Here is a 19291-nt window from a genome sequence, read left to right as displayed (position 1 = left end):
CATTACGCAAAAAATCAGCAACGGCTTAAGCCGTTGCTGATCGGTGTTGCGTGTCGCTCAAGCGTGGGTTACAGCGGACGACCAATGCCGTTGCACACGTTGGTATTGCCGATGCTTTGAGCGTTGGTAGTGGTCAGGAAGCTGCTACGCACAGCTTGCTTCCAGGCAGCCGGCAGAGGCACAAAGCGGTTGGCGGTGATAGCGGCATCGTTGCTGCTAGCGGCCGTGGCGTTGAAGTGACGGGTGAAGAAATCACGCACCTGGGTGGTCTGGGCAGCGTTGGCGTAGCATTGGCTGAAGATCAGGTTGGTGAAACCCAGGATCGGATAGCCGGTGGTTGGGTAAGCCACGACGCTTGGGTCGTTAGCGTTGGTAGTTGCGGCAAACACCGGCACCCAGGCGTTAGGGTTGGCGCGGCTGGCGGCAGCAGGCACGGCGACGGCTGCGATTGCGGCCGACACGTTGGCCGGGGCTGGGGAAACACCGGCAACGCGAGCGACCTTGGTGGCGTCGTCCAGGCCGGCCAGGGTGGTGGCGGCGTAATCCGGGCTCATGTAGGTGATGCGACCTTGGGCAGCGTTCACAGCAGTCATCACAGCCTGGCTGCCAGTGGCGGCTACAGCGCCGGCAGGCAAGCCGTTGCTGTAGCTGGAGGCGAAGTTGGTGGTGATGGCGAAAGCACCGGTTTCAGCGCACTTGGCGTTCAGGAAACGGGTGAACAGCTCGGTGGTGCCACTGCTTTCAGCGCGATAGACCACGGTGATGGCGCCAGTACGGCCGGAACCGGTGATCTGGCTCCAGTCGGTCAGACGGCCGGAGAACACGCCGCACAACTGGTTGACGCTCAAGTCAACGTTGGCAGTACCAGTCTTGTTGAACGGAATGGCAACCGAAGTGGCCACCGAAGGCACCTGGATCAGTGGACCCCATGCAGCACCATGATTGGTCACGTAGCCGTCCAGTTCAGCCTGACTGAGCTTCGAATCGCTGCCAGCCCAGTGCACGTTCTTGCTGGTGTTGCCAGCCACGAACTTGGTGTAGTCGTTGTTCAGGAAAGCAGCCTTGCCTGCACCGCTGCCCACGCCGATGTAGGGGGCGAAACCGGCGGTCAAAACGCCGGAAGTCTGGTACAGCGGCTGAGGCAAGGTAGCGCCACCACCGTTGACATCAGCCATGGCGGCCTGAGCGGCGCAGAGGCCGGCGAGGGTCAGGGATACCGCGAGAACGTTGCGCTTAAACATGAAGAATCTCCTTTCATCGTGTTCGTACGTAGGTTGGGTGACGCGTGCTTGCCGTCATGGCGCTCGGTCCGGTGCCGCAGGCGTTGGGGTGAGGCCATGGAGTAGAAATTCGCAGGTTCCGGTGACAGATAAAGGAAAAAACCTCGGGAGCTGGAGGCGCTTTCGAAGGCATTTTCCTCGGGTGTTCAAGGGCTCTGGATCGGGGTTTCGAGCAGGTTTCACAGTCGTACCATGCGGGGCGGCAGTGGAGGTCGCGGCGGGTGGTTGCCTGGCGGGCGAACATGACAGAACGAGGAACCCGAGTTTGATCCGCACGGGGCTCGGGAGGTGGCTGCGGCGTCGAAAAAACTTCTGACCGATCACCACTTTTGTGGCGAGGGGATTTATCCCCTCGCCACAAAATCAATGTTCGCCACGGATTGTGTGCTTACTGGACCAACTGGTTGATCTCGATAATCGGCAACAACACGGCCATGACGATCACCAGCACCACGCCGCCCATGACCACGATCATCAGCGGCTCCAGCAACGCGGTCATGCCCATGGCGCGGCGCTCGATGTCCCGGGACAGGGTTTGCGCGGCGCGTTCGAGCATCGGTGGCAGGCAACCGGTTTTCTCGCCGCTGGCGATCAGGTGGATGAGCACCGGCGGGAAGACTTTTTCCACCCGTAGCGCCGCCGCCAGGTTGACCCCTTCGCGAACCTTGGCGGTGGCATCGCTGACACTCAGGCTCAGGCGGTCGTTGGACAGGGTCTGGCGGGCCGCCTCCAGGGCCCGCAGCAATGGCACCCCGGCGCCACCGAGAATTGCCAGGGTCGAGGCAAACCGCGCGGTGTTGAGGCCCAGAACAAAACGCCCGATCAGCGGCAGGCGCAGCACCCGCGCGTGCCAACTCAACCGCGCCGCCGGTTTGCGCAAGTACATGCGCCAACTCCAGAAGCCACCGGCCAGCACGCCAAAACACAACCAGCCCCAGGCACGAATGAAATCACTGGCGGTGAGCATCGCCACGGTCAGCGCGGGTAGGTCTTGCCGGGCCTGGGAGAACGCGCTGACCACCTGCGGCACCACATAGCTGAGGAGGAAAATCACGATGGCAATCGACACCAGCCCGACCACGCCGGGATAGATGAACGCCGTGAGGATCTTGCCGCGCAGGTTGTTGCGCTCCTCGATGTAATCGGCCAGGCGCTCCATGACCTGGGCCAGATCGCCGGACTCCTCGCCAGCGGCGATCAACGCCCGATAGATCTCCGGAAAATCCCGAGGCCGCGCCGCCAGGGCTTCGGCCAAACGCATGCCGCTGCGCACATCGGCCCGCACCGCGCTGAGGGTCTGGGCGATGTGCTTCTTCTCGGCCTGCTCCACCGTGGCGCTCAACGCCGCCTCCAATGGCAGGCTCGCGCCTAGCAGGCTCGCCAGTTGCCGGGTGGCCCAGGCCAGGTCGTTGTCCGAAAGTTTAGGGCTGAATAGCCCACCGCCATTGGCCTGCGTCGTGTTGCGCTCCAACTGCACCTGCAGCGCGGTCAATCCGCGACTGCGCAACAGGTTGAAGGCCGCCCCCTGGCTATCGGCTTCCAAGTGTCCGGATTCGATCTTGCCCTGGGCGTCGGCGGCCTCGAAACGGTAGCGATTCATCAGGCGTCCCGTGTCACGCGCAGGATTTCTTCAGGCGCCGTGGTGCCACTGCGGACCCAGCGTTCGCCGTCCTCGCGCATGCTGAACATCCCGGCTTGGCGGGCAGCGGCGCGCAAGGCCTGCTCCCCAGCCCCCTGGTGAATCAGCGTGCGGATGTCATCGTCGATGCAGAACAACTCATGAATACCGGTGCGCCCGCTGTAGCCGGTCTGGTTACAGCTCGGGCAGCCCTCCGGGCGCCAGGTGCCGGGCGTGGCCGGATCCGGCTGTTTGCACTGCGGGCACAACCGACGCACCAGTCGCTGGGCCAACACCCCGAGCATCGACGAGGCCAGCAGGAACGGCTCGACGCCCATGTCGATCAAGCGGTTGATGGCCGACACCGCATCGTTGGTGTGCAGGGTCGCCAGGACCAGGTGACCGGTGAGGGATGCTTGCACGGCAATTTGTGCGGTCTCCAGGTCGCGGATTTCACCGATCATGATGATGTCCGGGTCCTGGCGCAGGATCGCCCGCAACGCCAAGGCGAAGGTTATGTCGATCTTGGCGTTGACCTGGATCTGGCTGATGCCCGGCAGGTCGTATTCCACCGGGTCTTCCACCGTGAGGATGTTGTGGACGCTGGCGTCCAGCCGGGCCAAGGCGGCGTAGAGGCTAGTGGTCTTGCCGCTGCCGGTGGGGCCGGTGACCAGGACGATGCCGTGGGGCTGGCGGATCAGGTGATCGAGCTTGCCCAGCACGTCCGGATCCATGCCCAGGGTTTCCAATTGCAGGCGCCCGGCCTGTTTGTCCAACAGGCGCATCACCACCCGTTCGCCATGGCCGGTGGGCACCGTGGAGACGCGGATATCGATCGGTCGACCGGCCACGCGCAAGGCAATGCGCCCGTCCTGGGGCAGGCGTTTTTCGGCGATGTCGAGCTGGGCCATGATCTTGATCCGCGACACCAGCGCGCCGTGCAGGGCCTTGCGCGGCGAAACCACGTCGCGCAGGGTGCCGTCGACCCGATAGCGCACCATCGAATGGCTCTCGTAGGGTTCGATGTGGATGTCGCTGGCCTCGTCCCGCGCGGCCTGGGTCAGCAAGGCATTGATCATGCGAATCACCGGCGCGCCGTCCTGGGTGTCCAGCAGGTCGGTGATTTCGGGGATGTCCTGCATCAGCCGGTCGAGGTCCACCTCGTTTTCCGCCGCGCCTACCACGGCGGCGGCGCTGCCGGTGTCGGCGTAGGCGGTGTTGAGCAAGCCGTCGAGCTCCTCGTCGCGCACCCGCTCCAGCCGCACGTCGCCGAACTGACGGCGCACTTCACTGATGGACCAGCCCGGCGTGGACGGGCACACCATCAGCACCGTTCCCTCGTCGGACTGACGCAACACCAGGCGTTGGGCCTTGGCCCAGGCGTATGGGAGGGTGTTCATGCCGACGCCTCAGGCCCAAGAAGCACACATAACTTCTGTGGGAGCGAGCTTGCTCGCGATAGCGGTGGGTCAGTTGCAATGATGTTGAGCGAACTGCCGTCATCGCGAGCAAGCTCGCTCCCACAGTGTCTTGGGGTGGCCTCAGTATTGTGCATACCGCGAACTCCCACAGGTTGGGTGTTCATCAGCGAGTGCCTCCTTCGACCGGCACGGCCTTGATCGCCGCCCTGGGTGTCTGCAAGCTCACCGGCGCCGCCCCCGGGATCGCCCGGGCCGAGGCCGGCAGTTGCGGGGCTTGCATGTCCGGCAGGGCCCAACTGCGTTCCGGTTGCAGCAGGCCCTGGGCGCGGCGCATGAAGTCGTAGCGGTTGAGGGTGATGCCGCGTCCCGCCGCCGTGTCGCGGATGATATAGGGCCGCAGAAACACCATCAGGTTGGTCTTGGTAATCTGCCGCCGTTCGTTGCGAAACAGCGCGCCAATCCCGGGGATCGTCGACAGCCACGGCACTGCGTCGTTGCTCTGGCTGTAGCCATCCTGCAGCAGCCCGCCCAGGACCATGATCTGACCGTCATCGAGCAGGATACTGGTGTCGATGGCGCGCTTGTTGGTGACGATGCCCGTGGTGCTTGAGGCGCGATTATCGACGCTGCTGACCTCCTGATAGATATCGAGCTTGACCGTCCCGCCTTCGGAAATCTGCGGCCGGACATTGAGCTTCAAACCCACCTCCTCGCGGGTGACGGTCTGGAACGGGTTATTGCTGGTGCCGCCCCCGCCGGTGACATAGCTGCCACTGACGAAGGGAATGGTCTGGCCGACGAAAATGCTCGCCGCTTCGTTGTCCAGGGTCAGCAGGTTCGGCGTCGACAGCACATTGGTGCCGCCCTTGCTTTTCAAGGCCCGGGCCAGGACCTTGAGGTCGAGGATCTTGCCGATGCCGGGAATGTCCACGGTGCCGTTGACCACTCCCAGGTTCAGGCCCTGGGGCAGCACATCGATGCTGGTCTTGCCATTGAGGTTGAGCGCCGTGCCGCCGAGATTGACCCCGCCGATCACGCCGCTGCCACCGAGGTTGCCAGTCTGCCATTGCACGCCGAACTCACTGGCGTCGTCCTCGCCGACCTCGACGATCAGGCTTTCGATCACCACTTGGGCGCGACGCTGGTCCAGCAGGTCGATGACTTCCCGCAAGTTGCGGTACAACGGGTCCGGCGCGGAGATCAGCAAGGTGTTGGTGGTGGCATCGGCCTGGATGGTCACGCCGCCAGCGCTGAAGGCAGTGCCCTGTTCGTTTTTCGTCGAAGCGGAAGTCGTGCCGGTGCTGCCTTGGGCGTAGCCGTTGCCACTGGTCGACGCACTGCCGCTGGTGGTGGTGCTGGAGCCATCGCCACTGCTGCCCTGCACACCCTGGCCGTTGGTGCTGCCACCCATGCCACTGAGCACCGAGCGCGCGTTGTCGCTGCCCTCGCCTTCGCTTTCCCCGGTGAGCAAACCACGCAGGGCCTGGGCCAGTTTGCCGGCCTGGGCGTTGCGCAGGTACACCACATGCAGGTTGCTCGGATTGTTCTGGGCGTTGTCGAGCTTGTAGATCAGGTTGCGCGCCAGCTCGGTGCGCTCGGGGCTGCCCGCGCGGATGATGATGGAATTGGAGCGCGGGTCGCCGATCACGTTGATCTTCTGGGTCTGGTCGCCGCCCTGGGTTTCCAGCAAGTCAGAGACCATTTGCGCGATATCGACGGCGATGCCGTTGTGGACCGGCACCACGTCGGTGTCGATGGCGCTTGGGGTGTCGATGCCTTCGATGAGTTGCGCGACCCGCGACAGGTTCTCGGCGTAATCGGTGACGACAATGGTGTTGTTGCCCGGGTAGGCATTGATCGGGTTGTTCGGCGACACGATCGGTCGCAGCACCGGGATCAGGTTCACGGCGTTTTCGTATTGCAGGCGAAAGGTGCGGGTGAGCATGCCGTTGCCGGCCGGTTTGTCGGCGCTGTAGATCGGCCCGCCCAGCAGCTTGGCATCGGCCTCCGGCACCACCTGGGCGACGCCGCCGACGTCCACCACGCTGAAGCCTTGCATGCGCAGCGCGGCCAGCAGCATGTCGTAGGCCTGGTGGGCCGGGACCTGGCCTTCGGAAACCAGCGTCAGGTTGCCCTTGACCCGCGGGTCCACCAGAAACTGTTGGCCGGTGGAACGGGACAAGGCCCGCGCCACCGCCTGGATATCCGCCTCGACGAAATTCAGCGTCACCGGCTGATCCCCCAGGGGCGTGCGCGCTGGCGTATTGCTACGCGGCTCACGGGCACGGGTGGTGAGGTCGACCTGATGCCGCACCGCTGGCTTGCGTTCACGCAGGTCCTGGGCCCGCTGGCGATCGAGCAATGCATCGCCGCTGCGTTGGGTACTGCCCAACGGAATGCCCAACTCACTGTCCACCAGCAAGGGTGACTGCGACGCGGGTGGCGTGTTGTTGCACGCACTCAACGCGAGCAACAACAGCGGTGCAGCCTTGCGCCAATGACGTGGGTATCTGACCCCTTTCATGAAGCTTCCTTAGCGCCTTGCGCCTGATCCATGCGAACGGTTCCGGACAGTGTGCCGGCGGTGTTGTCGTGGTTGCTGTCGTTGTCGTGGTTGTCGGGATTGGCAAGGGCGGTGCGCTGCAAACGGGCCTCGATCACTTCCAGGGAGAATTGCCGTGGGTTGCCCAATAGCCAGTTGATCACCGCCTCGGCCGGAGCCTTGTCGAACGTGAGCTGCAAGGCCTTGGGATGCTCGGCGTCAGGTGTTTGCAGTTGGTAGTGCTGGCTCAAGCCGCTGGCGTCGAGGCTCTGGCGCAAGGCGGCTTCAAGGGGCTGGTCGGGTACAGGTCCAGCGACGTCACGCAACAGCACTTCGAGGGCTTCGGTCTGTGAACGCAGCTTCGGGGTTTCGGCTTGCCAGTAGGCGATGGTCTTGAGCGGTGGCTGGATCAGTGCGAGCCAGGCCAGGCAGCCGCCCAACACCAGCGAAGCCAGGGCCACGGCGGCTTGCTCGCGCACCGCCAGCCCCCGCCAGAACGTGCGCAAACGGGTGCGATAGGTTGCCCAGCGCCCCCACGCCAGTGCCAACGAATGCTTATTCATCATCGGCGTCCGGGGTTTCGTCGGGGGTGTCCTGGCTGCCCTGGCCGGCCGGTGCCACACGCAGGGTCCAGCCCTGATCGATGGCGGCGACGTCGATGCCGGCCTGGACCAGGGGGATTTTCCAATCCTCTTCGGCGGTGATTTTCTGTGCCTCGGCCGCGACACTCAGGCGCAACTCACCGCGCTCGAACACCAGCGCCTGGACATTGCCGCTCATGAACGGCATGGCACTGCCCGCCTGTTGTACCAGGCTGGCAAAGCGTTGGGCCGGGTCGGTCGCCGCACCGCTCTGGCGCGCAGCGATTTGCTGACGCGCCTGTTGCAGCGGGTTGAGAATCACCGGCAACTCGGGAAACGCCTGCTTCACCCGCTGGCTCATCTGCGCCTTGAGGCGCTGGCCCTGGGCCGCTTCACGGGCGGCGTAGAGGTTCAGCCCAATTACCCACACCGCCAGCGCTATCGCGCTGATCGTCGCCGCCCGGCCCCAACCACCGCGCTCGACGGCGTTGCGTGAAAGGCCGGCATGCAGCCCCCAGCCTGGCGCAGGGCCCATCCAGCGTTGGGTTTGGGCCAAGGCATTGATCGAAGATTGCGGCGGCGCGTCGCCCACCCAGTGCAACCCGGGCCCCGTTTCCAGCAGCCACTCGTCTAGCGCCTCCTCCTGCAATGGTTGCACCACGGCGTGCTGCAGGCCATGGCGCACCAGCAGATGGTCGTCTTCGATGCAGGCCACCGGCCCCGACAGCACTGGCAAGACATAGGCGGCTGGATAGAGGCCGCGCAGTTTCATGCCAGCCTGGTGCACAAGCCGGCCAAGCGTGGCGAGCGACTCACGGTCTAGCCAGGCGATCTGCACCTGCCCGTCCACGTCACGCGGGCCATGCGCCACCTGCATGTGCTCGCTGGCACCGAGCATCAGGGCCTGGGCCGCGCACGTCACCGCTGCGGTGATTTTGGCCGCTGGCAACAGCGGCAGCTCCAGGCGGGTCAGCAAACTGTCGCGGGGATGAAGGAAGCATTCCACCGAAATCGTCTTATCGCCTTGGCCCAACGCTCGCAGGCTGCCGCGACCTTGTTCGCGGACCTGGCCCTGGCGATCCAGCCAGGCAAATGCCACCTCGCTGTCGAGATCCAGGCTGCCCAGCGGCGCCAGGGCGATGCGCAAGCGCGTCATACGCCCACCCTTGACCAGATCACCTGAGGCAAGCGGTCCTGGGTGCGTTGCAGCAACGCCTCCAGTTCGACTCGCCGTTGTCCACTGCGTGCCTGGCCTCGCAGGCGAAACCAGTCGCTGGTGATGCCGACCTTGACGCTGGCGATGTCCAGCTCCGGCATGCGCAGGCGATTGACGAAATCCCCACGATTGATAAACCAGTGGCCGCCGTCGCGTTCCCTGACCAGGGCCTCGGCCCGTTGCAGCGGCAGCCCCGGCACATAGGCGGCCAGCACCGGAGCGCTGGCGGTGTTGCCATTGAGCCAGGTGTTGGTCGGCAGGATCGTTACGTAAGGCGCCAGTGTTTCCAGCAACCGCACATTGACGCCCTTGACGCTGCGCAGGTCTTGCAAGGTGCGCAGCATCGGGCGCGTCGGCGCCTGCGGCGTGTTGTCGGCCTGTGGCGACGTTTCGCGGCCGCTGTCGAAGGTATTGCCCTTTAGCGCCTGGTCCGCCCGCGGCGGATTCAACAGGCGCGGATAAGCCTCGACGACCCTTTCGACGATGCGCGCACGGACCGTCGCGGCCACGCCAAGCTGGTCGCACAGGCGCTCGAAGGCGCGTACTTGTTCTGCATCCACACGCTCATTGGCAACGAGGTTGCGCAGGTTGAACTTGCCTTGCTCATCGTCCAACTGGCCTTCGAACGGCGTGTCGATCTGGCCCGAACCCGGCATCACGATGGGTTTGGCCCAGGGTTGGCCAAGGCGCGTCAGCGGATCACGCTGGCGGGCGTCCCAGAGCAACTGGCGACTCAGTTGCAGGCCACCCTGCAACCGCGCCGTGCCCTGGACGCGCAACTGCTCGGCCTCCAGGCCGCGGGTGAACAGCGTCTGGCGGGTCAGCATGCCGCCGGCGATGACCGCCACCACGGCAGCGATCAGCAAGGCACTGATCACCGCCATGCCGCGCTGCTTCGCCGCGAAGGGCGAGTCCGTCTGCATCACGGCCCTTACAACTGCCAGGAGCCAATGTCGGCATTCACGCCGTCGCCGTCAGGCTGACCGTCGGCCCCCAGGGAAAAGATATCGACTTCGCCGTTGGCACCCGGGTTGAGGTAGTTGTAGGGGCGGCCCCATGGATCGTTGGGCAGGCGCTCCAGATAAGAGCGCCAGGTGCTGTTTTTCGCATCGGCCGGCTTCTCCACCAGCACCTTGAGGCCCTGGTTCATGCTCGGATAACTGCCGTGGTCCAGGCGATACAGCTTCAAGGCTTGCATCAGGCCGCCAATGTCCTGTTTCGCCGCCGTTGCCCGCGCCTGGTCTGGACGATCAAGGACCTTGGGCACCACCATCGCCGCCAGGATGCCGAGGATCACCACCACGACCATGATTTCGATCAGGGTGAAACCCGACTGCCCGCGAGGGCCTGGGGAACGGGCTTTGTAACGGGCGATCTGCATCTCGACGGTCCTTCGCTGGATTCGATTCGAGGCGCAGTGTTGCAAGAAAATATGTCAGTGATATTGAAATTGCTCAGGAGCTTGCGTCGTCAATTGGTCATGAACGGCGGCTAGCCTTGAAGGCTGCCCTCGCCCCCCGAGCCCGCGCCATGTCACGCCCTGCGCCACAAGCCGGCTTCACCCTGATCGAAGTGTTGGTGGCCCTGGCGATCATCGCCGTGGCCATGTCGGCCGCTGTGCGCGTGGCTGCCGTGATGACACAGAGCAACGGCCTGCTGCGCGACAAATCCATCGCCCTGCTGGCCGCCCGGAGTCAACTCGCGCAGTTGCGCCTGGAAGGACGATTTGCCCAGGGCTCGAAAGTATTCGAGTGCGACCAGGGGCGCTTGCTGTTGCGTTGCGAACAGACCCTGCGCCCGGCGGAAAATGGCCGGATGTTGCGGGTTGAACTGACCGTGTCCGACCGCAGCCACGAAGCACCGCCGCTGGCGCGCCTGGAGACGTTGGTTGCTCGGGAAAAACCCTGAATCCATGTGGGAGCCCCCCTGTGGCGAGGGGATTTATCCGCGCTGGGCGGCGAAGCAGCCCCCAAAATCGAACGAAGTCAGCCTGGCACACCGAGGCGCCAGACACAGGGCTGCTGCGCAGCCCGACAGGGATAAATCCCCTCGCCACAAGGGTTTCAGCGGGTTAGCAAGGGCAGAACCACCGAATCCGGTAACTGCGCCAACGCCAGCCGGGTCTGCTCGTGACCCCGCTCGATCACCACCGCCTGCGCCTCGATCGCCACCAGCCGCACCCCTTGGGCCACCCGTTCACCGACCAGGAAACTGCGCGGCGGTCCATCGTTGAGCGTGAGGATCGCCACGGGCGTGCGGGCGCCGGCCATCACGCCACTGACCTTGATGTCCACCGCTGCCGGCTGGTTGGAGAACCATTGCAGCGCCGGGTTATCGGAACGTTCGGCCATGCGTTGCGGGGCGACATCCGGCGTGCGCGACTCGGCCGACGTGAGCAGCAGCGAAGACCAGGTCGCCACCCCGGCCAACGCCGCCAACAAGCCCACGGCCTGGACGATTTGCGCCGGGGACACACGCTCGATGAACGCCATGGCCTGAAGCTCCTTGTTTTGATTCCAACCTGCAGCGTACGCGTCAATTCTCTCCGTTTTATTTCACATCCTTATCATCTTCACCGTGCAGGATGGTTTTCACGCAAAGGAGCGCGCATGAACCTCGGCAAGCAACGCGGTTTCACCCTGATCGAACTGATGGTGGTGCTGGTGATCATCGGCATTGCCAGCGCCGCCGTGAGCCTGAGCATCAAGCCGGATCCATTGAAGCTGCTGCGCCAGGACGGTGAGCGACTGGTGCAACTGTTGCAGCTGGCCCAGACCGAAGCCCGCACCGACGGGCGACCGATTACCTGGCGCTGGGACGCCAAGGGGTTTGGCTTCAGTCGTCGCGCCGATCAAGGCAGCGGACTGGATCGCTTCAAGGACGACCCGCAATTGCACCCACGTCGTTGGCAGAGCCCGTCGATGGAGGTTCGCGTGGAACCCCGGCAGCGGGTCGTATTGAATGCCGAATGGCTCGGCGAGCCCTTGCAGATCCGCTTGTCGGACGGCCTGAACAGTCTCACTGTGCAACGCAGTGCCGCCGGGCGGGTGCAACTTCAATGAGCGCCCGGCAGACGGGCTTCACCTTGCTGGAAGTGATGGTGGCGATCCTGCTGATGGCGGTGGTCAGCCTGATCGCCTGGCGCGGGCTGGACAGCGTGACCCGTGCCGACAGCCACTTGCAGGCCAGTACCGAACAGACTGAAGCGCTGCTGCGGGTGTTGAACCAATTGGAGCGCGACGTCGCGCTGCGCGCCAGCATCGAGCTGAGTGAGCCGGTCAAACCCGGTGTCGACGACGCGCCCTCGACCGCCCCGCCCGCCCTCACCGTGCGCAGCACCGAAGGCCGGGGCTTTCGCCTGGATGTGATTCGCGTGGCGGCGGCCCAGGAAGGCGAACTGCAACGGGTGCGCTGGTGGCTCAAGGGCGACACGCTTTACCGCGCCCAAGGCCAGCCCCGTGATCGCTACCCACTGCCAGCACCCGGCCCGGGCGTGGCCGTACTGAGTGAAGTCAGCGATGCCGGGCTGCGGTTCTGGGACACGGAAAAAGGCTGGCGCAAGCTCAGCGGCAACCGCCAGGAAAACCCGGTGGGCGTCGAAATCAGCCTGACTCGCCAGACACCTCAGGGGGCAGAACAGTATCGACAGGTGCTCGGGCCGCTAGAGTGACCAAGCCAACCTATCCCACAGAATGGGCCGGGGGGCACATAAGTTTTGTGTCCGCCAAAAATCCAATGTGGGAGCGCTTGCTCGCGATAGCGGTGGGCCCGTTGAAGATAATGCCAGCTGTGCCGACCCCATCGCGAGCAAGCTCGCTCCCACAGGGGCTTGGGTGCACATGGATTTTATGTCCGCTGAAAATCCAGTGTGTGCCAACCTACCCCACAGAATGGGCCGGGGGGCACATAAGTTTTGTGTCCGCCAAAAATCCAATGTGGGAGCGCTTGCTCGCGATAGCGGTGGGCCCGTTGAAGATAATGCCAACTGTACCGACCCCATCGCGAGCAAGCTCGCTCCCACAGGGGCTTGGGTGCACATGGATTTTATATCCGCTGAAAATCCAGTGTGTGCCAACCTACCCCACAGAATGGGCCGGGGGGCACATAAGTTTTGTGTCCGCCAAAAATCCAATGTGGGAGCGCTTGCTCGCGATAGCGGTGGGCCCGTTGAAGATAATGCCAGCTGTGCCGACCCCATCGCGAGCAAGCTCGCTCCCACAGGGGCTTGGGTGCACATGGATTTTATGTCCGCTGAAAATCCAGTGTGTGCCAACCTACCCCACAGAATGGGCCGGGGGGCACATAAGTTTTGTGTCCGTCAAAAATCCAATGTGGGAGCGCTTGCTCGCGATAGCGGTGGGCCCGTTGAAGATAATGCCAACTGTACCGACCCCATCGCGAGCAAGCTCGCTCCCACAGGGGCTTGGGTGCACATGGATTTTATATCCGCTGAAAATCCAGTGTGTGCCAACCTACCCCACAGAATGGGCCGGGGGGGCACATAAGTTTTGTGTCCGCCAAAAATCCAATGTGGGAGCGAGCTTGCTCGCGATAGCGGTGGGCCCGTTGAAGATAATGCCAGCTGTGCCGACCCCATCGCGAGCAAGCTCGCTCCCACAGGGGCTTGGGTGCACATGGATTTTATGTCCGCTGAAAATCCAGTGTGCGAGCGAGCTTGCTCGCGATGGGGCCTGGCCTGGCGCCACTGGCTTCAGCTCAGCACCACCACCCCACCTGGCAATTCAGTGCATTTGGCGCCATAGGCATCGCGGATCAACAGCGCCACGCCCGCCAGTTGGTCGAGGCGAAACCGCGCCTGGACCTTACGCTGGCCCAGTTCGCGATTGAGCAGCAGCAACATACCGGGCCGATAGCGATTGATTTCATCGATGACACTGGCCAGGGTCGCGTCGTTGAACACCAGGACCTGCTCACGCCAGGCAATCGCTGCTGACACATCGGCACGCTGGGGAGCGCCCACCCGGCCAGGGTCGTACGTCAGCTGCATGCCCGGTTCCAGGCGAAACCGCTGGCCTTGCACCTCAACCTGCACCACGCCCTCCAGGCAGGTCGCGCAGACGCTCTGGTCGGTGTAGCGGATGTTGAAGCGTGCCCGGGCGGCGCTGATCCAGCCGGCGCCGGCCTGGACGCTGACTACTTGGGCACTGCGCCCCTGCACTTCAATCTCGCCGCTGAGCAATTGCAACCCTTGTTCGCCATCGGCCAGCGGGCGACGGCTGAGGCGGGTCTGGGTGTTGAGTTCCAGGCTGACGCCCTCGGCCAGTTCCACCCGGCGCTGCTCGCCGACATCGGTGATGTAGTCGGCTCCCAGTCCGGAAACACCACCGGGCACCGTGGCGCGGATCAACAGCAAAGCTGCCGACGCCGCGATGGCGCCACCCAATAACGCCCGACGGCCGAAATGCCGGGGCGCCTGCACCGCCGCGGCGGCAGGTTGCAGCCCCTGCCACAGCGCCTTGGCCTGTTCGAAGGCCCGGGCATGTTCGGGGCTTTGCCCGCACCACAGGCGCAAGGCCCGTGCATCGGCCACGGTGGCGCGCCCCGAGGTCAGCAGGATCAGCCAGTCTCGGGCCTCGCTGGCCAATCGGGCCTGGGGCGTGGCGTCAGGGGAAGCGATGCTGAAGATGTTCAAGCGCACACACACTCACGAAAGGGTCGGGTCTCTACTCTCAAGACGGTTTTCCCGCGCCGGGACCGAACCGCTGAATGACTTTTCTTTCCAGGCGCTGGGCGCAGTGCCCCAACGCAGCCTTGATTTCCTTCTCCACCATGCGCGTGGAAATACCGAAGCGTTGGGAGATTTCCAGGTGCGGCGCTTCCTCCAGGCGTGCGGCAATGAAAATCCTGCGACGGCGCGCCGGCAGTTCGTACAAGGCCTTGAGCAGGGTCTGCAGCTCCTTCTGCCCACCCACCACGCGGGCCGGATCCAGCGCTTCATCCGAGACCTGCAGCAATTCCTCGATTTCGTCACCCGTGAGCAGGCGCGCATCGGCCTGTCGACGATCGGCGGCGATGTTCAGGGCCATGCGATACAAATAAGCGTTGGGCTGGGCGATCTCCTGGGTATCGACCATGCGATCGACCCGCAGGTAGGTTTCATGCAACACATCGTTGGCCAGCTCTTCGGAGCCCAGACGCCTGCGCAGGCGCACCTTGAAATCCTCATACGAGGTGAGAAACAACTTCACCAACGGGCTGCGACCGGAGTCTTTCATCGCCCGGACACCCCTTCCCCTGCTATGCATTCCATGCTTCTTCCTGATGAGTCGGGTAACAAAAGCAGGGTCACCGGCTGGCGCAACGAACTGGGCGCCGGGCGGCCGATCCTGAGGTTTTGCAAGCTGTTGACCAAGGCCTTGTCGCGCATCAGATCGCCCGTGGAACTGACCAGGCGGCTGTGCTGGACCACGCCGTCCCGGCCGATCCACACTTGCAGCACCGCCCGGAAACTGCCTGGGCGGGTCAACGGTGAACGACACAAGTTGCGCTGGATGACCGCCTGGATGGCTGCCGCGTAGTTGCTGTCACCCAAGCCCGGCGTGACACCGGGAGGCAGCGGCACCTCGCGGACCCGCACCGGCTGCAACGTGAACGCATCCGCCCGGGCATAGTGCGCGGCCAGCCCGGTGCCGCTGAGCAACACCCTCAACGCTTCCGAGGGAGTGAACTGCCCCTGGACCCCCAGCGTGTGGCGATGGCTCGACAACGAGTGATCCACCAGCACCGCCATACCCGTCGCACGGCTGAACTGCTCCAGCGCCGTGGTCAGTTCCTGGGGCGCGATGTCCAGGTCCACCAGGTCGACCGCCTGGATCGGCCCGGCCAACAGACACGACAACACCATCAGCCAGCGCAAGGGCGCCCTGGTCAATCCACGCCCGCGTCCGCCCCCGGCTCTGCCCTGCTGCACGACTGACGTATCCGTTGAAAACCGTCATCCTGAGGGGTGTTTATGAATGTCGTATGACATCTGATACAAATCCTCCGGGCCGCACTAGACTGATGCCCTGACAACAAACAGTCCGGTGTGACGGGCCAGGAGGTCGGTGATGAAACAGTGGACGAAAATGATGGCAGGCCTCGGGCTGCTCTTCGCCCTGCCCTGGGCCCAGGGCGAAGAGGCCCCGGCCTGTGTCGAGGTGACCGTCGGTGGCTACAAGACCCCCGACTACAACTGCCTGAGCCGGCAGATGGGCAACGACCCACAAGCTGCAGCAGCTGCGCAACGGGCCCAGGACGCCATGAATGTGCCGGTCAACGAACGCGCACCGAACAGCATCGGCCTGGCGACCCCGGCGGCTACTGGGGTGCGCATGGGCAATACGTTTGGCACATCGGTCAAGCCCCAGCGGCCGCCGGTTCCGGCCAACAACTCACCGCTGCCCAATGGAAATAAATAGAGACAAACGACAGGCCTGCTCTGTGGGAGCAAAGCTGGCTCGCGATCCAGGCGACACGGTACGCCAGATTCACCTCATCATCGTTCATCGCGGGCAAGCCTTGCTCCCACAGTTGGCTCTCGCGGATCAGGCACTGGGACTCTGGCGAAAACTCACCGCCAACCGGTTCCAGCTGTTGATGGTGCTGATCGCCAGGGTCAGGTCCACCAGCTCCTCCTCGCTGAAGCAGGCCCGGGCCTGGGCATAGACGTCGTCCGGCACCTGGCTTTCAGCCAACAGCGTCACCGCCTCGGTCCAGGCCAGGGCAGCGCGTTCGCGGGCCGTGAAAAAACCACTGTCGCGCCACACCGCCACCGCGTAGAGCCGTCGTTCGGTCTCGCCCTGGCGCCGTGCCTCCACCGAATGCATGTCGGTGCAAAAGGCGCAGCCATTGAGTTGTGAAGCGCGGATCTTGATCAGGTGCAGCAACGCCGGTTCGATACTCAGGCGACTGGTCAGGGCTTCCAGGCCGATCATGGCTTTCATCGCCCCAGGCGATGCAGTGTAGTAATCCAGACGCGGGCTCATGGCGGGCTCCGTGGCATTCGAGACCTTCACGGTAGGCCCAGGGCCCGGTCAATGACAGGTCCAATTCGTCGAAAAAACCGGAGGCAAGTCCAATGGGCGGGATTTTCCCCACGCAACTTCTATGCAGACGCACAATGCGGGTAATCTTGCGCCTTTGACGCTGGCGGCCAAACAATCGCCCAGGAGCTTGCGGGTATGGAACTTCATGTTGTCATCAACGGCCGCAAGGACCTGTCGGGCCAGTTGTATCAACAATTGCGCAGCGCCATCGAAAGCGGTCGCCTGGCGGCCGGCACGCAGCTGCCGCCCAGCCGCCTGCTGGCCGAGCAACTGGGGGTCTCGCGCAAGACCGTCTCCGACACCTATGCCCAACTGACCTACGAGAACCTGCTCACCGGCATCATCGGCAAAGGCACCTACGTCAACGCTCGGCCGGCCAGGATCGTGCGCAAGCAGAGCCACCGCGAGCTGGCCGGTGCCGACGTCGTCGAAGCCTGGCGCACCATGCCCGACCTGATGCGCCATCCCACCCTCGAAGGTGCGTTGCGCTACGACTTCATCGGCGGCGCCACGGGCAAGGGCCAGTTTCCACTGGATGACTGGCGGCGCTGCACTGCCCACGCGCTACGCCAGATCGCCAGCGCCAAGGGTTTCTACAGCCAGCCCGAAGGCCTGCCGTCGCTGCGCAATGCCATTGCCCGGCACATCGCGTTTTCCCGCGGGGTCAATTGCCAGGATGAAGACGTGGTGGTCTGCAACGGCGCGCAGCAGGCCCTGGACCTGATCTCGCGGGTGTTGACCCGGCCCGGCAGCCTGGTGGCCATGGAAGACCCGGGCTATCCGCCGGCGCGCTTGCTGTTCGGCTCCCAGGGCGCCACGGTGGCCGGGGTACCGGTGGACGAGCAAGGTCTGCGCGTGGACCTGATCCCCGACGGCACGCGGTTGATTTATGTCACGCCCTCCCACCAGTTTCCCTTGGGCATGCCCATGAGCCAGGCCCGCCGCAAGGCTTTGCTGGCGCGGGCCTATGAGCTGGGGGCGATCATCATCGAAGACGACTACGACAGCGAATTCCGCTACGAAGGCCGGCCTGCCGATTCATTGCAGAGCATGGATGAGCGCGGGATCGTCGCGTACGTCGGCACGTTCTCCAAGACCCTGCTGCCCGAGCTTCGCCTCGGTTACGCCATCCTGCCGCCGGCGATCCTCGAGGCGGTGATCCTGGCCAAGCGCCTCACCGACCAGCACACCTCCACCCTGCCCCAGTGGGCGCTGGCGAAGTTCATCGCCGAGGGTTGCCTGCTCAAGCACATCCGCCGCTGCCACACCCTGTATGCCAGCCGCCGCGAGCGAATCCTGGCGCGCATGGCCGGGGACCTCTCCCCTTGGTTCGAGGCCGTGCCCACCACGGCAGGCTTTCATATGGCGGTGTTGTGCAAGGTTCCGGTGGACCTGGCGCTGGTGATCGAGCTGGCGAAAAAAGCCGAAGTCGGGCTCTACAGCCTTGATGGCTTTTTCAACGAGGCCCCGGTGCGGCCGGGCCTGTTCTTTGGTTTCGGCGCTATCGAAACCCTGGACATCGACATCGCCCTGGACCGCTTGCGCGACATTCTCCAGCAAGTGGCCTGAGGGATTGGACTGCGCATTTATCCGCCCATTGGCTGTTTGAGCCTTGCCCCACCAGGCCTATCCTGCACGGGTGTCATTGATGTTGAGTCCCCCCCTGCGACTTGATTCAGGAGCCTGAAAAATGTCTCGCCAAGTGATCAATACCGTACAGGTGCAAGCCGCCGCCGGTCGCTCGGAAGAACTGGGCCGGCAATTGCAGCAAATCGTCGAGACCCTGCGCGCCCAACCGGGCTGCAATGCCTACCTGGTCGACCGCTGTCCGGACGATGGCGACCGCTGGAGCGTCAGTGGCCGCTGGCAGTCGGAAGCGGCCATGCAAGCCCACTTCAACTGCCCGCACGTGCAAGGCTTCATCAGCCTGATCGACAACCGCCTGGCGCGCAGCGTGGATTTCAACAGTTTTCCGATTGTCTGAGATCTGCAGCTTCATGCCTGCCTAGCCTGGCAGCCAATATCGTCATCGGCCCAGCCAATTGGTCTACCCACCTTCCGAAAGATTGGACGTTTGCTTGCCCCACCGTGGGGCTTAGGGTGAATCCATCGCCGCGACAGCGCGAAATCACTCGAAACCACACAGGCCATACCTTCATGAAAACACTCTGCCTGATCGCCGCCCTCAGCCTGCTGCCCATTACCCAGACCTACGCTCACGAAGCCGCGCCTGCGGAAAAGGTCACGGTGCTGCAGGAGCAAATGCTGAAAAACGTTCCAGGTAAAAAAACCATGATGCTGACCGTCAACTATGCACCCGGCCAAGCGTCCATTGCCCATAAGCATGAGGGCACAGCGATGGCCTACGTACTGGAAGGCGCCATCACTTCCCAGGTCAAGGGTGAGCCGGCGAAGACCTACAAGGCTGGGGAATTCTGGTATGAAGCGGCGGGTTCCGAGCACCTGGTCTCGAAAAACGCCAGCGCGAGCCAGCCGGCAAAACTGCTGGTGTTCATGGTGATGGGTGAGGATGAAGCGGTGTTGATACCGCTGAAAAACTAACCCATGGCAAGGGTTTGCTTATG

At 63.8% G+C, this 19291-nt stretch carries 20 protein-coding genes; 7 read left to right on the top strand and 13 right to left on the bottom strand.

The annotated features are described in order from the left end of the window. Positions 1-68: 68 nt before the first annotated feature. The 8 genes from KI237_RS13225 to gspG all read right to left on the bottom strand — a co-directional run bounded on the left by KI237_RS13225 (position 69) and on the right by gspG (position 10039). Entirely contained in the window at positions 69-1241 is a 1173-nt protein-coding gene (locus KI237_RS13225) for a substrate-binding domain-containing protein (RefSeq protein WP_212800187.1), read from the bottom strand. 427 nt (positions 1242-1668) lie between these two features. Then, positions 1669-2880, bottom strand: coding sequence for a type II secretion system inner membrane protein GspF (gspF, locus tag KI237_RS13220; RefSeq protein WP_212800186.1), 1212 nt, complete (start codon positions 2878-2880; stop codon positions 1669-1671). After that, the gene (gene gspE, locus KI237_RS13215) at positions 2880-4298 is read right to left on the bottom strand and encodes a type II secretion system ATPase GspE (RefSeq protein ID WP_212800185.1); all 1419 of its coding nucleotides are present in this window, start codon (positions 4296-4298) and stop codon (positions 2880-2882) included. The genes gspF and gspE overlap by 1 nt, the downstream gene beginning before the upstream one ends. Before the next feature lie 184 nt (positions 4299-4482). After that, positions 4483-6843, bottom strand: a complete 2361-nt coding sequence (gspD, locus tag KI237_RS13210; RefSeq protein WP_212800184.1) for a type II secretion system secretin GspD — start codon at positions 6841-6843, stop codon at positions 4483-4485. After that, positions 6840-7424 (bottom strand): type II secretion system protein M, encoded by a 585-nt coding sequence (locus KI237_RS13205; RefSeq protein WP_212800183.1) that lies wholly within the window; start codon positions 7422-7424, stop codon positions 6840-6842. Before KI237_RS13205 ends, gspD begins: the two co-directional genes overlap by 4 nt. Continuing rightward, a complete protein-coding gene (gene gspL / locus KI237_RS13200; protein ID WP_212800182.1) occupies positions 7417-8598 on the bottom strand; it encodes a type II secretion system protein GspL in 1182 nt (393 codons plus the stop codon). Before gspL ends, KI237_RS13205 begins: the two co-directional genes overlap by 8 nt. Further along, on the bottom strand, positions 8595-9581 hold the full coding sequence (gene gspK / locus KI237_RS13195; RefSeq protein WP_212800599.1) for a type II secretion system minor pseudopilin GspK: 987 nt from the start codon (positions 9579-9581) through the stop codon (positions 8595-8597). Before gspK ends, gspL begins: the two co-directional genes overlap by 4 nt. A gap of 8 nt (positions 9582-9589) precedes the next feature. Continuing rightward, positions 9590-10039: a type II secretion system major pseudopilin GspG gene (gene gspG, locus KI237_RS13190; protein WP_212800181.1), complete on the bottom strand. Its 450-nt coding sequence runs from the start codon at positions 10037-10039 to the stop codon at positions 9590-9592. 149 nt (positions 10040-10188) lie between these two features. Here gspG and gspI point away from each other — a divergent pair, with 149 nt between their 5' ends. Further along, complete coding sequence (gene gspI, locus KI237_RS13185) at positions 10189-10566, top strand: type II secretion system minor pseudopilin GspI (protein WP_212800180.1); 378 nt, start codon at positions 10189-10191, stop codon at positions 10564-10566. A 155-nt stretch (positions 10567-10721) separates the two neighbouring features. Here gspI and KI237_RS13180 read toward each other — a convergent pair whose 3' ends face one another. After that, positions 10722-11150 carry a type II secretion system protein N gene (locus KI237_RS13180; RefSeq protein WP_212800179.1) on the bottom strand — a complete coding sequence of 143 codons (429 nt, stop codon included), beginning with the start codon at positions 11148-11150 and terminating at the stop codon, positions 10722-10724. Between the two features lie 117 nt (positions 11151-11267). Here KI237_RS13180 and gspH point away from each other — a divergent pair, with 117 nt between their 5' ends. Together gspH and KI237_RS13170 are read left to right on the top strand one after the other, a co-directional pair. Continuing rightward, complete coding sequence (gene gspH, locus KI237_RS13175) at positions 11268-11720, top strand: type II secretion system minor pseudopilin GspH (RefSeq protein WP_212800178.1); 453 nt, start codon at positions 11268-11270, stop codon at positions 11718-11720. Continuing rightward, positions 11717-12328, top strand: a complete 612-nt coding sequence (locus KI237_RS13170) for a PulJ/GspJ family protein (RefSeq protein WP_212800177.1) — start codon at positions 11717-11719, stop codon at positions 12326-12328. The genes gspH and KI237_RS13170 overlap by 4 nt, the downstream gene beginning before the upstream one ends. 1041 nt (positions 12329-13369) lie before the next feature. Here the strand turns inward: KI237_RS13170 and KI237_RS13165 are convergent. The 3 genes from KI237_RS13165 to KI237_RS13155 are packed head-to-tail and all read right to left on the bottom strand — an operon-like array spanning position 13370 to position 15523. Further along, a complete protein-coding gene (locus tag KI237_RS13165; RefSeq protein ID WP_212800598.1) occupies positions 13370-14311 on the bottom strand; it encodes a FecR family protein in 942 nt (313 codons plus the stop codon). A gap of 37 nt (positions 14312-14348) precedes the next feature. Continuing rightward, positions 14349-14894, bottom strand: a complete 546-nt coding sequence (locus tag KI237_RS13160) for a sigma-70 family RNA polymerase sigma factor (RefSeq protein ID WP_079305559.1) — start codon at positions 14892-14894, stop codon at positions 14349-14351. Beyond that, positions 14891-15523: a secretin and TonB N-terminal domain-containing protein gene (locus KI237_RS13155; RefSeq protein ID WP_212800597.1), complete on the bottom strand. Its 633-nt coding sequence runs from the start codon at positions 15521-15523 to the stop codon at positions 14891-14893. Before KI237_RS13155 ends, KI237_RS13160 begins: the two co-directional genes overlap by 4 nt. A 205-nt stretch (positions 15524-15728) precedes the next feature. On the opposite strand from KI237_RS13155, the gene KI237_RS13150 reads away from it, so the two are divergent. Then, a complete protein-coding gene (locus tag KI237_RS13150) occupies positions 15729-16079 on the top strand; it encodes a hypothetical protein (protein ID WP_212800176.1) in 351 nt (116 codons plus the stop codon). A gap of 126 nt (positions 16080-16205) precedes the next feature. Here the strand turns inward: KI237_RS13150 and KI237_RS13145 are convergent, their stop codons facing one another. Then, the gene (locus tag KI237_RS13145) at positions 16206-16646 is read right to left on the bottom strand and encodes a carboxymuconolactone decarboxylase family protein (protein ID WP_212800175.1); all 441 of its coding nucleotides are present in this window, start codon (positions 16644-16646) and stop codon (positions 16206-16208) included. A 195-nt stretch (positions 16647-16841) separates the two neighbouring features. On the opposite strand from KI237_RS13145, the gene pdxR reads away from it, so the two are divergent. From pdxR to KI237_RS13130, 3 genes are all read left to right on the top strand, one after another. Then, on the top strand, positions 16842-18275 hold the full coding sequence (pdxR, locus tag KI237_RS13140) for a MocR-like pyridoxine biosynthesis transcription factor PdxR (RefSeq protein WP_212800174.1): 1434 nt from the start codon (positions 16842-16844) through the stop codon (positions 18273-18275). 121 nt (positions 18276-18396) lie between these two features. Beyond that, positions 18397-18690 carry a putative quinol monooxygenase gene (locus KI237_RS13135; RefSeq protein ID WP_212800173.1) on the top strand — a complete coding sequence of 98 codons (294 nt, stop codon included), beginning with the start codon at positions 18397-18399 and terminating at the stop codon, positions 18688-18690. Positions 18691-18863: 173 nt separating this feature from the next. Then, positions 18864-19268, top strand: a complete 405-nt coding sequence (locus KI237_RS13130) for a cupin domain-containing protein (RefSeq protein ID WP_212800172.1) — start codon at positions 18864-18866, stop codon at positions 19266-19268. The last annotated feature ends 23 nt before the right edge of the window (positions 19269-19291 follow it).

The sequence above is a fragment of the Pseudomonas sp. St316 genome (assembly GCF_018325905.1).
GTDB lineage: Bacteria > Pseudomonadota > Gammaproteobacteria > Pseudomonadales > Pseudomonadaceae > Aquipseudomonas.
The sequence above is the reverse complement of the archived record's forward strand: the minus strand, read 5'-3'. Positions and strand labels throughout refer to the sequence as shown.

Coding starts and splice junctions, on each gene's coding strand:
- KI237_RS13225 (WP_212800187.1), bottom strand. CDS start 1,241: ATGTTTAAGCGCAACGTTCTCGCGGTATCCCTGACCCTCGCCGGCCTC.
- KI237_RS13160 (WP_079305559.1), bottom strand. CDS start 14,894: ATGAAAGACTCCGGTCGCAGCCCGTTGGTGAAGTTGTTTCTCACCTCG.
- gspL (WP_212800182.1), bottom strand. CDS start 8,598: ATGACGCGCTTGCGCATCGCCCTGGCGCCGCTGGGCAGCCTGGATCTC.
- gspD (WP_212800184.1), bottom strand. CDS start 6,843: ATGAAAGGGGTCAGATACCCACGTCATTGGCGCAAGGCTGCACCGCTG.
- pdxR (WP_212800174.1), top strand. CDS start 16,842: ATGGAACTTCATGTTGTCATCAACGGCCGCAAGGACCTGTCGGGCCAG.
- KI237_RS13170 (WP_212800177.1), top strand. CDS start 11,717: ATGAGCGCCCGGCAGACGGGCTTCACCTTGCTGGAAGTGATGGTGGCG.
- gspK (WP_212800599.1), bottom strand. CDS start 9,581: ATGCAGACGGACTCGCCCTTCGCGGCGAAGCAGCGCGGCATGGCGGTG.
- KI237_RS13155 (WP_212800597.1), bottom strand. CDS start 15,523: ATGGTGTTGTCGTGTCTGTTGGCCGGGCCGATCCAGGCGGTCGACCTG.
- gspG (WP_212800181.1), bottom strand. CDS start 10,039: ATGCAGATCGCCCGTTACAAAGCCCGTTCCCCAGGCCCTCGCGGGCAG.
- gspH (WP_212800178.1), top strand. CDS start 11,268: ATGAACCTCGGCAAGCAACGCGGTTTCACCCTGATCGAACTGATGGTG.
- gspF (WP_212800186.1), bottom strand. CDS start 2,880: ATGAATCGCTACCGTTTCGAGGCCGCCGACGCCCAGGGCAAGATCGAA.
- KI237_RS13180 (WP_212800179.1), bottom strand. CDS start 11,150: ATGGCGTTCATCGAGCGTGTGTCCCCGGCGCAAATCGTCCAGGCCGTG.
- gspI (WP_212800180.1), top strand. CDS start 10,189: ATGTCACGCCCTGCGCCACAAGCCGGCTTCACCCTGATCGAAGTGTTG.
- gspE (WP_212800185.1), bottom strand. CDS start 4,298: ATGAACACCCTCCCATACGCCTGGGCCAAGGCCCAACGCCTGGTGTTG.
- KI237_RS13145 (WP_212800175.1), bottom strand. CDS start 16,646: ATGAGCCCGCGTCTGGATTACTACACTGCATCGCCTGGGGCGATGAAA.
- KI237_RS13150 (WP_212800176.1), top strand. CDS start 15,729: ATGAAACAGTGGACGAAAATGATGGCAGGCCTCGGGCTGCTCTTCGCC.
- KI237_RS13135 (WP_212800173.1), top strand. CDS start 18,397: ATGTCTCGCCAAGTGATCAATACCGTACAGGTGCAAGCCGCCGCCGGT.
- KI237_RS13205 (WP_212800183.1), bottom strand. CDS start 7,424: ATGAATAAGCATTCGTTGGCACTGGCGTGGGGGCGCTGGGCAACCTAT.
- KI237_RS13130 (WP_212800172.1), top strand. CDS start 18,864: ATGAAAACACTCTGCCTGATCGCCGCCCTCAGCCTGCTGCCCATTACC.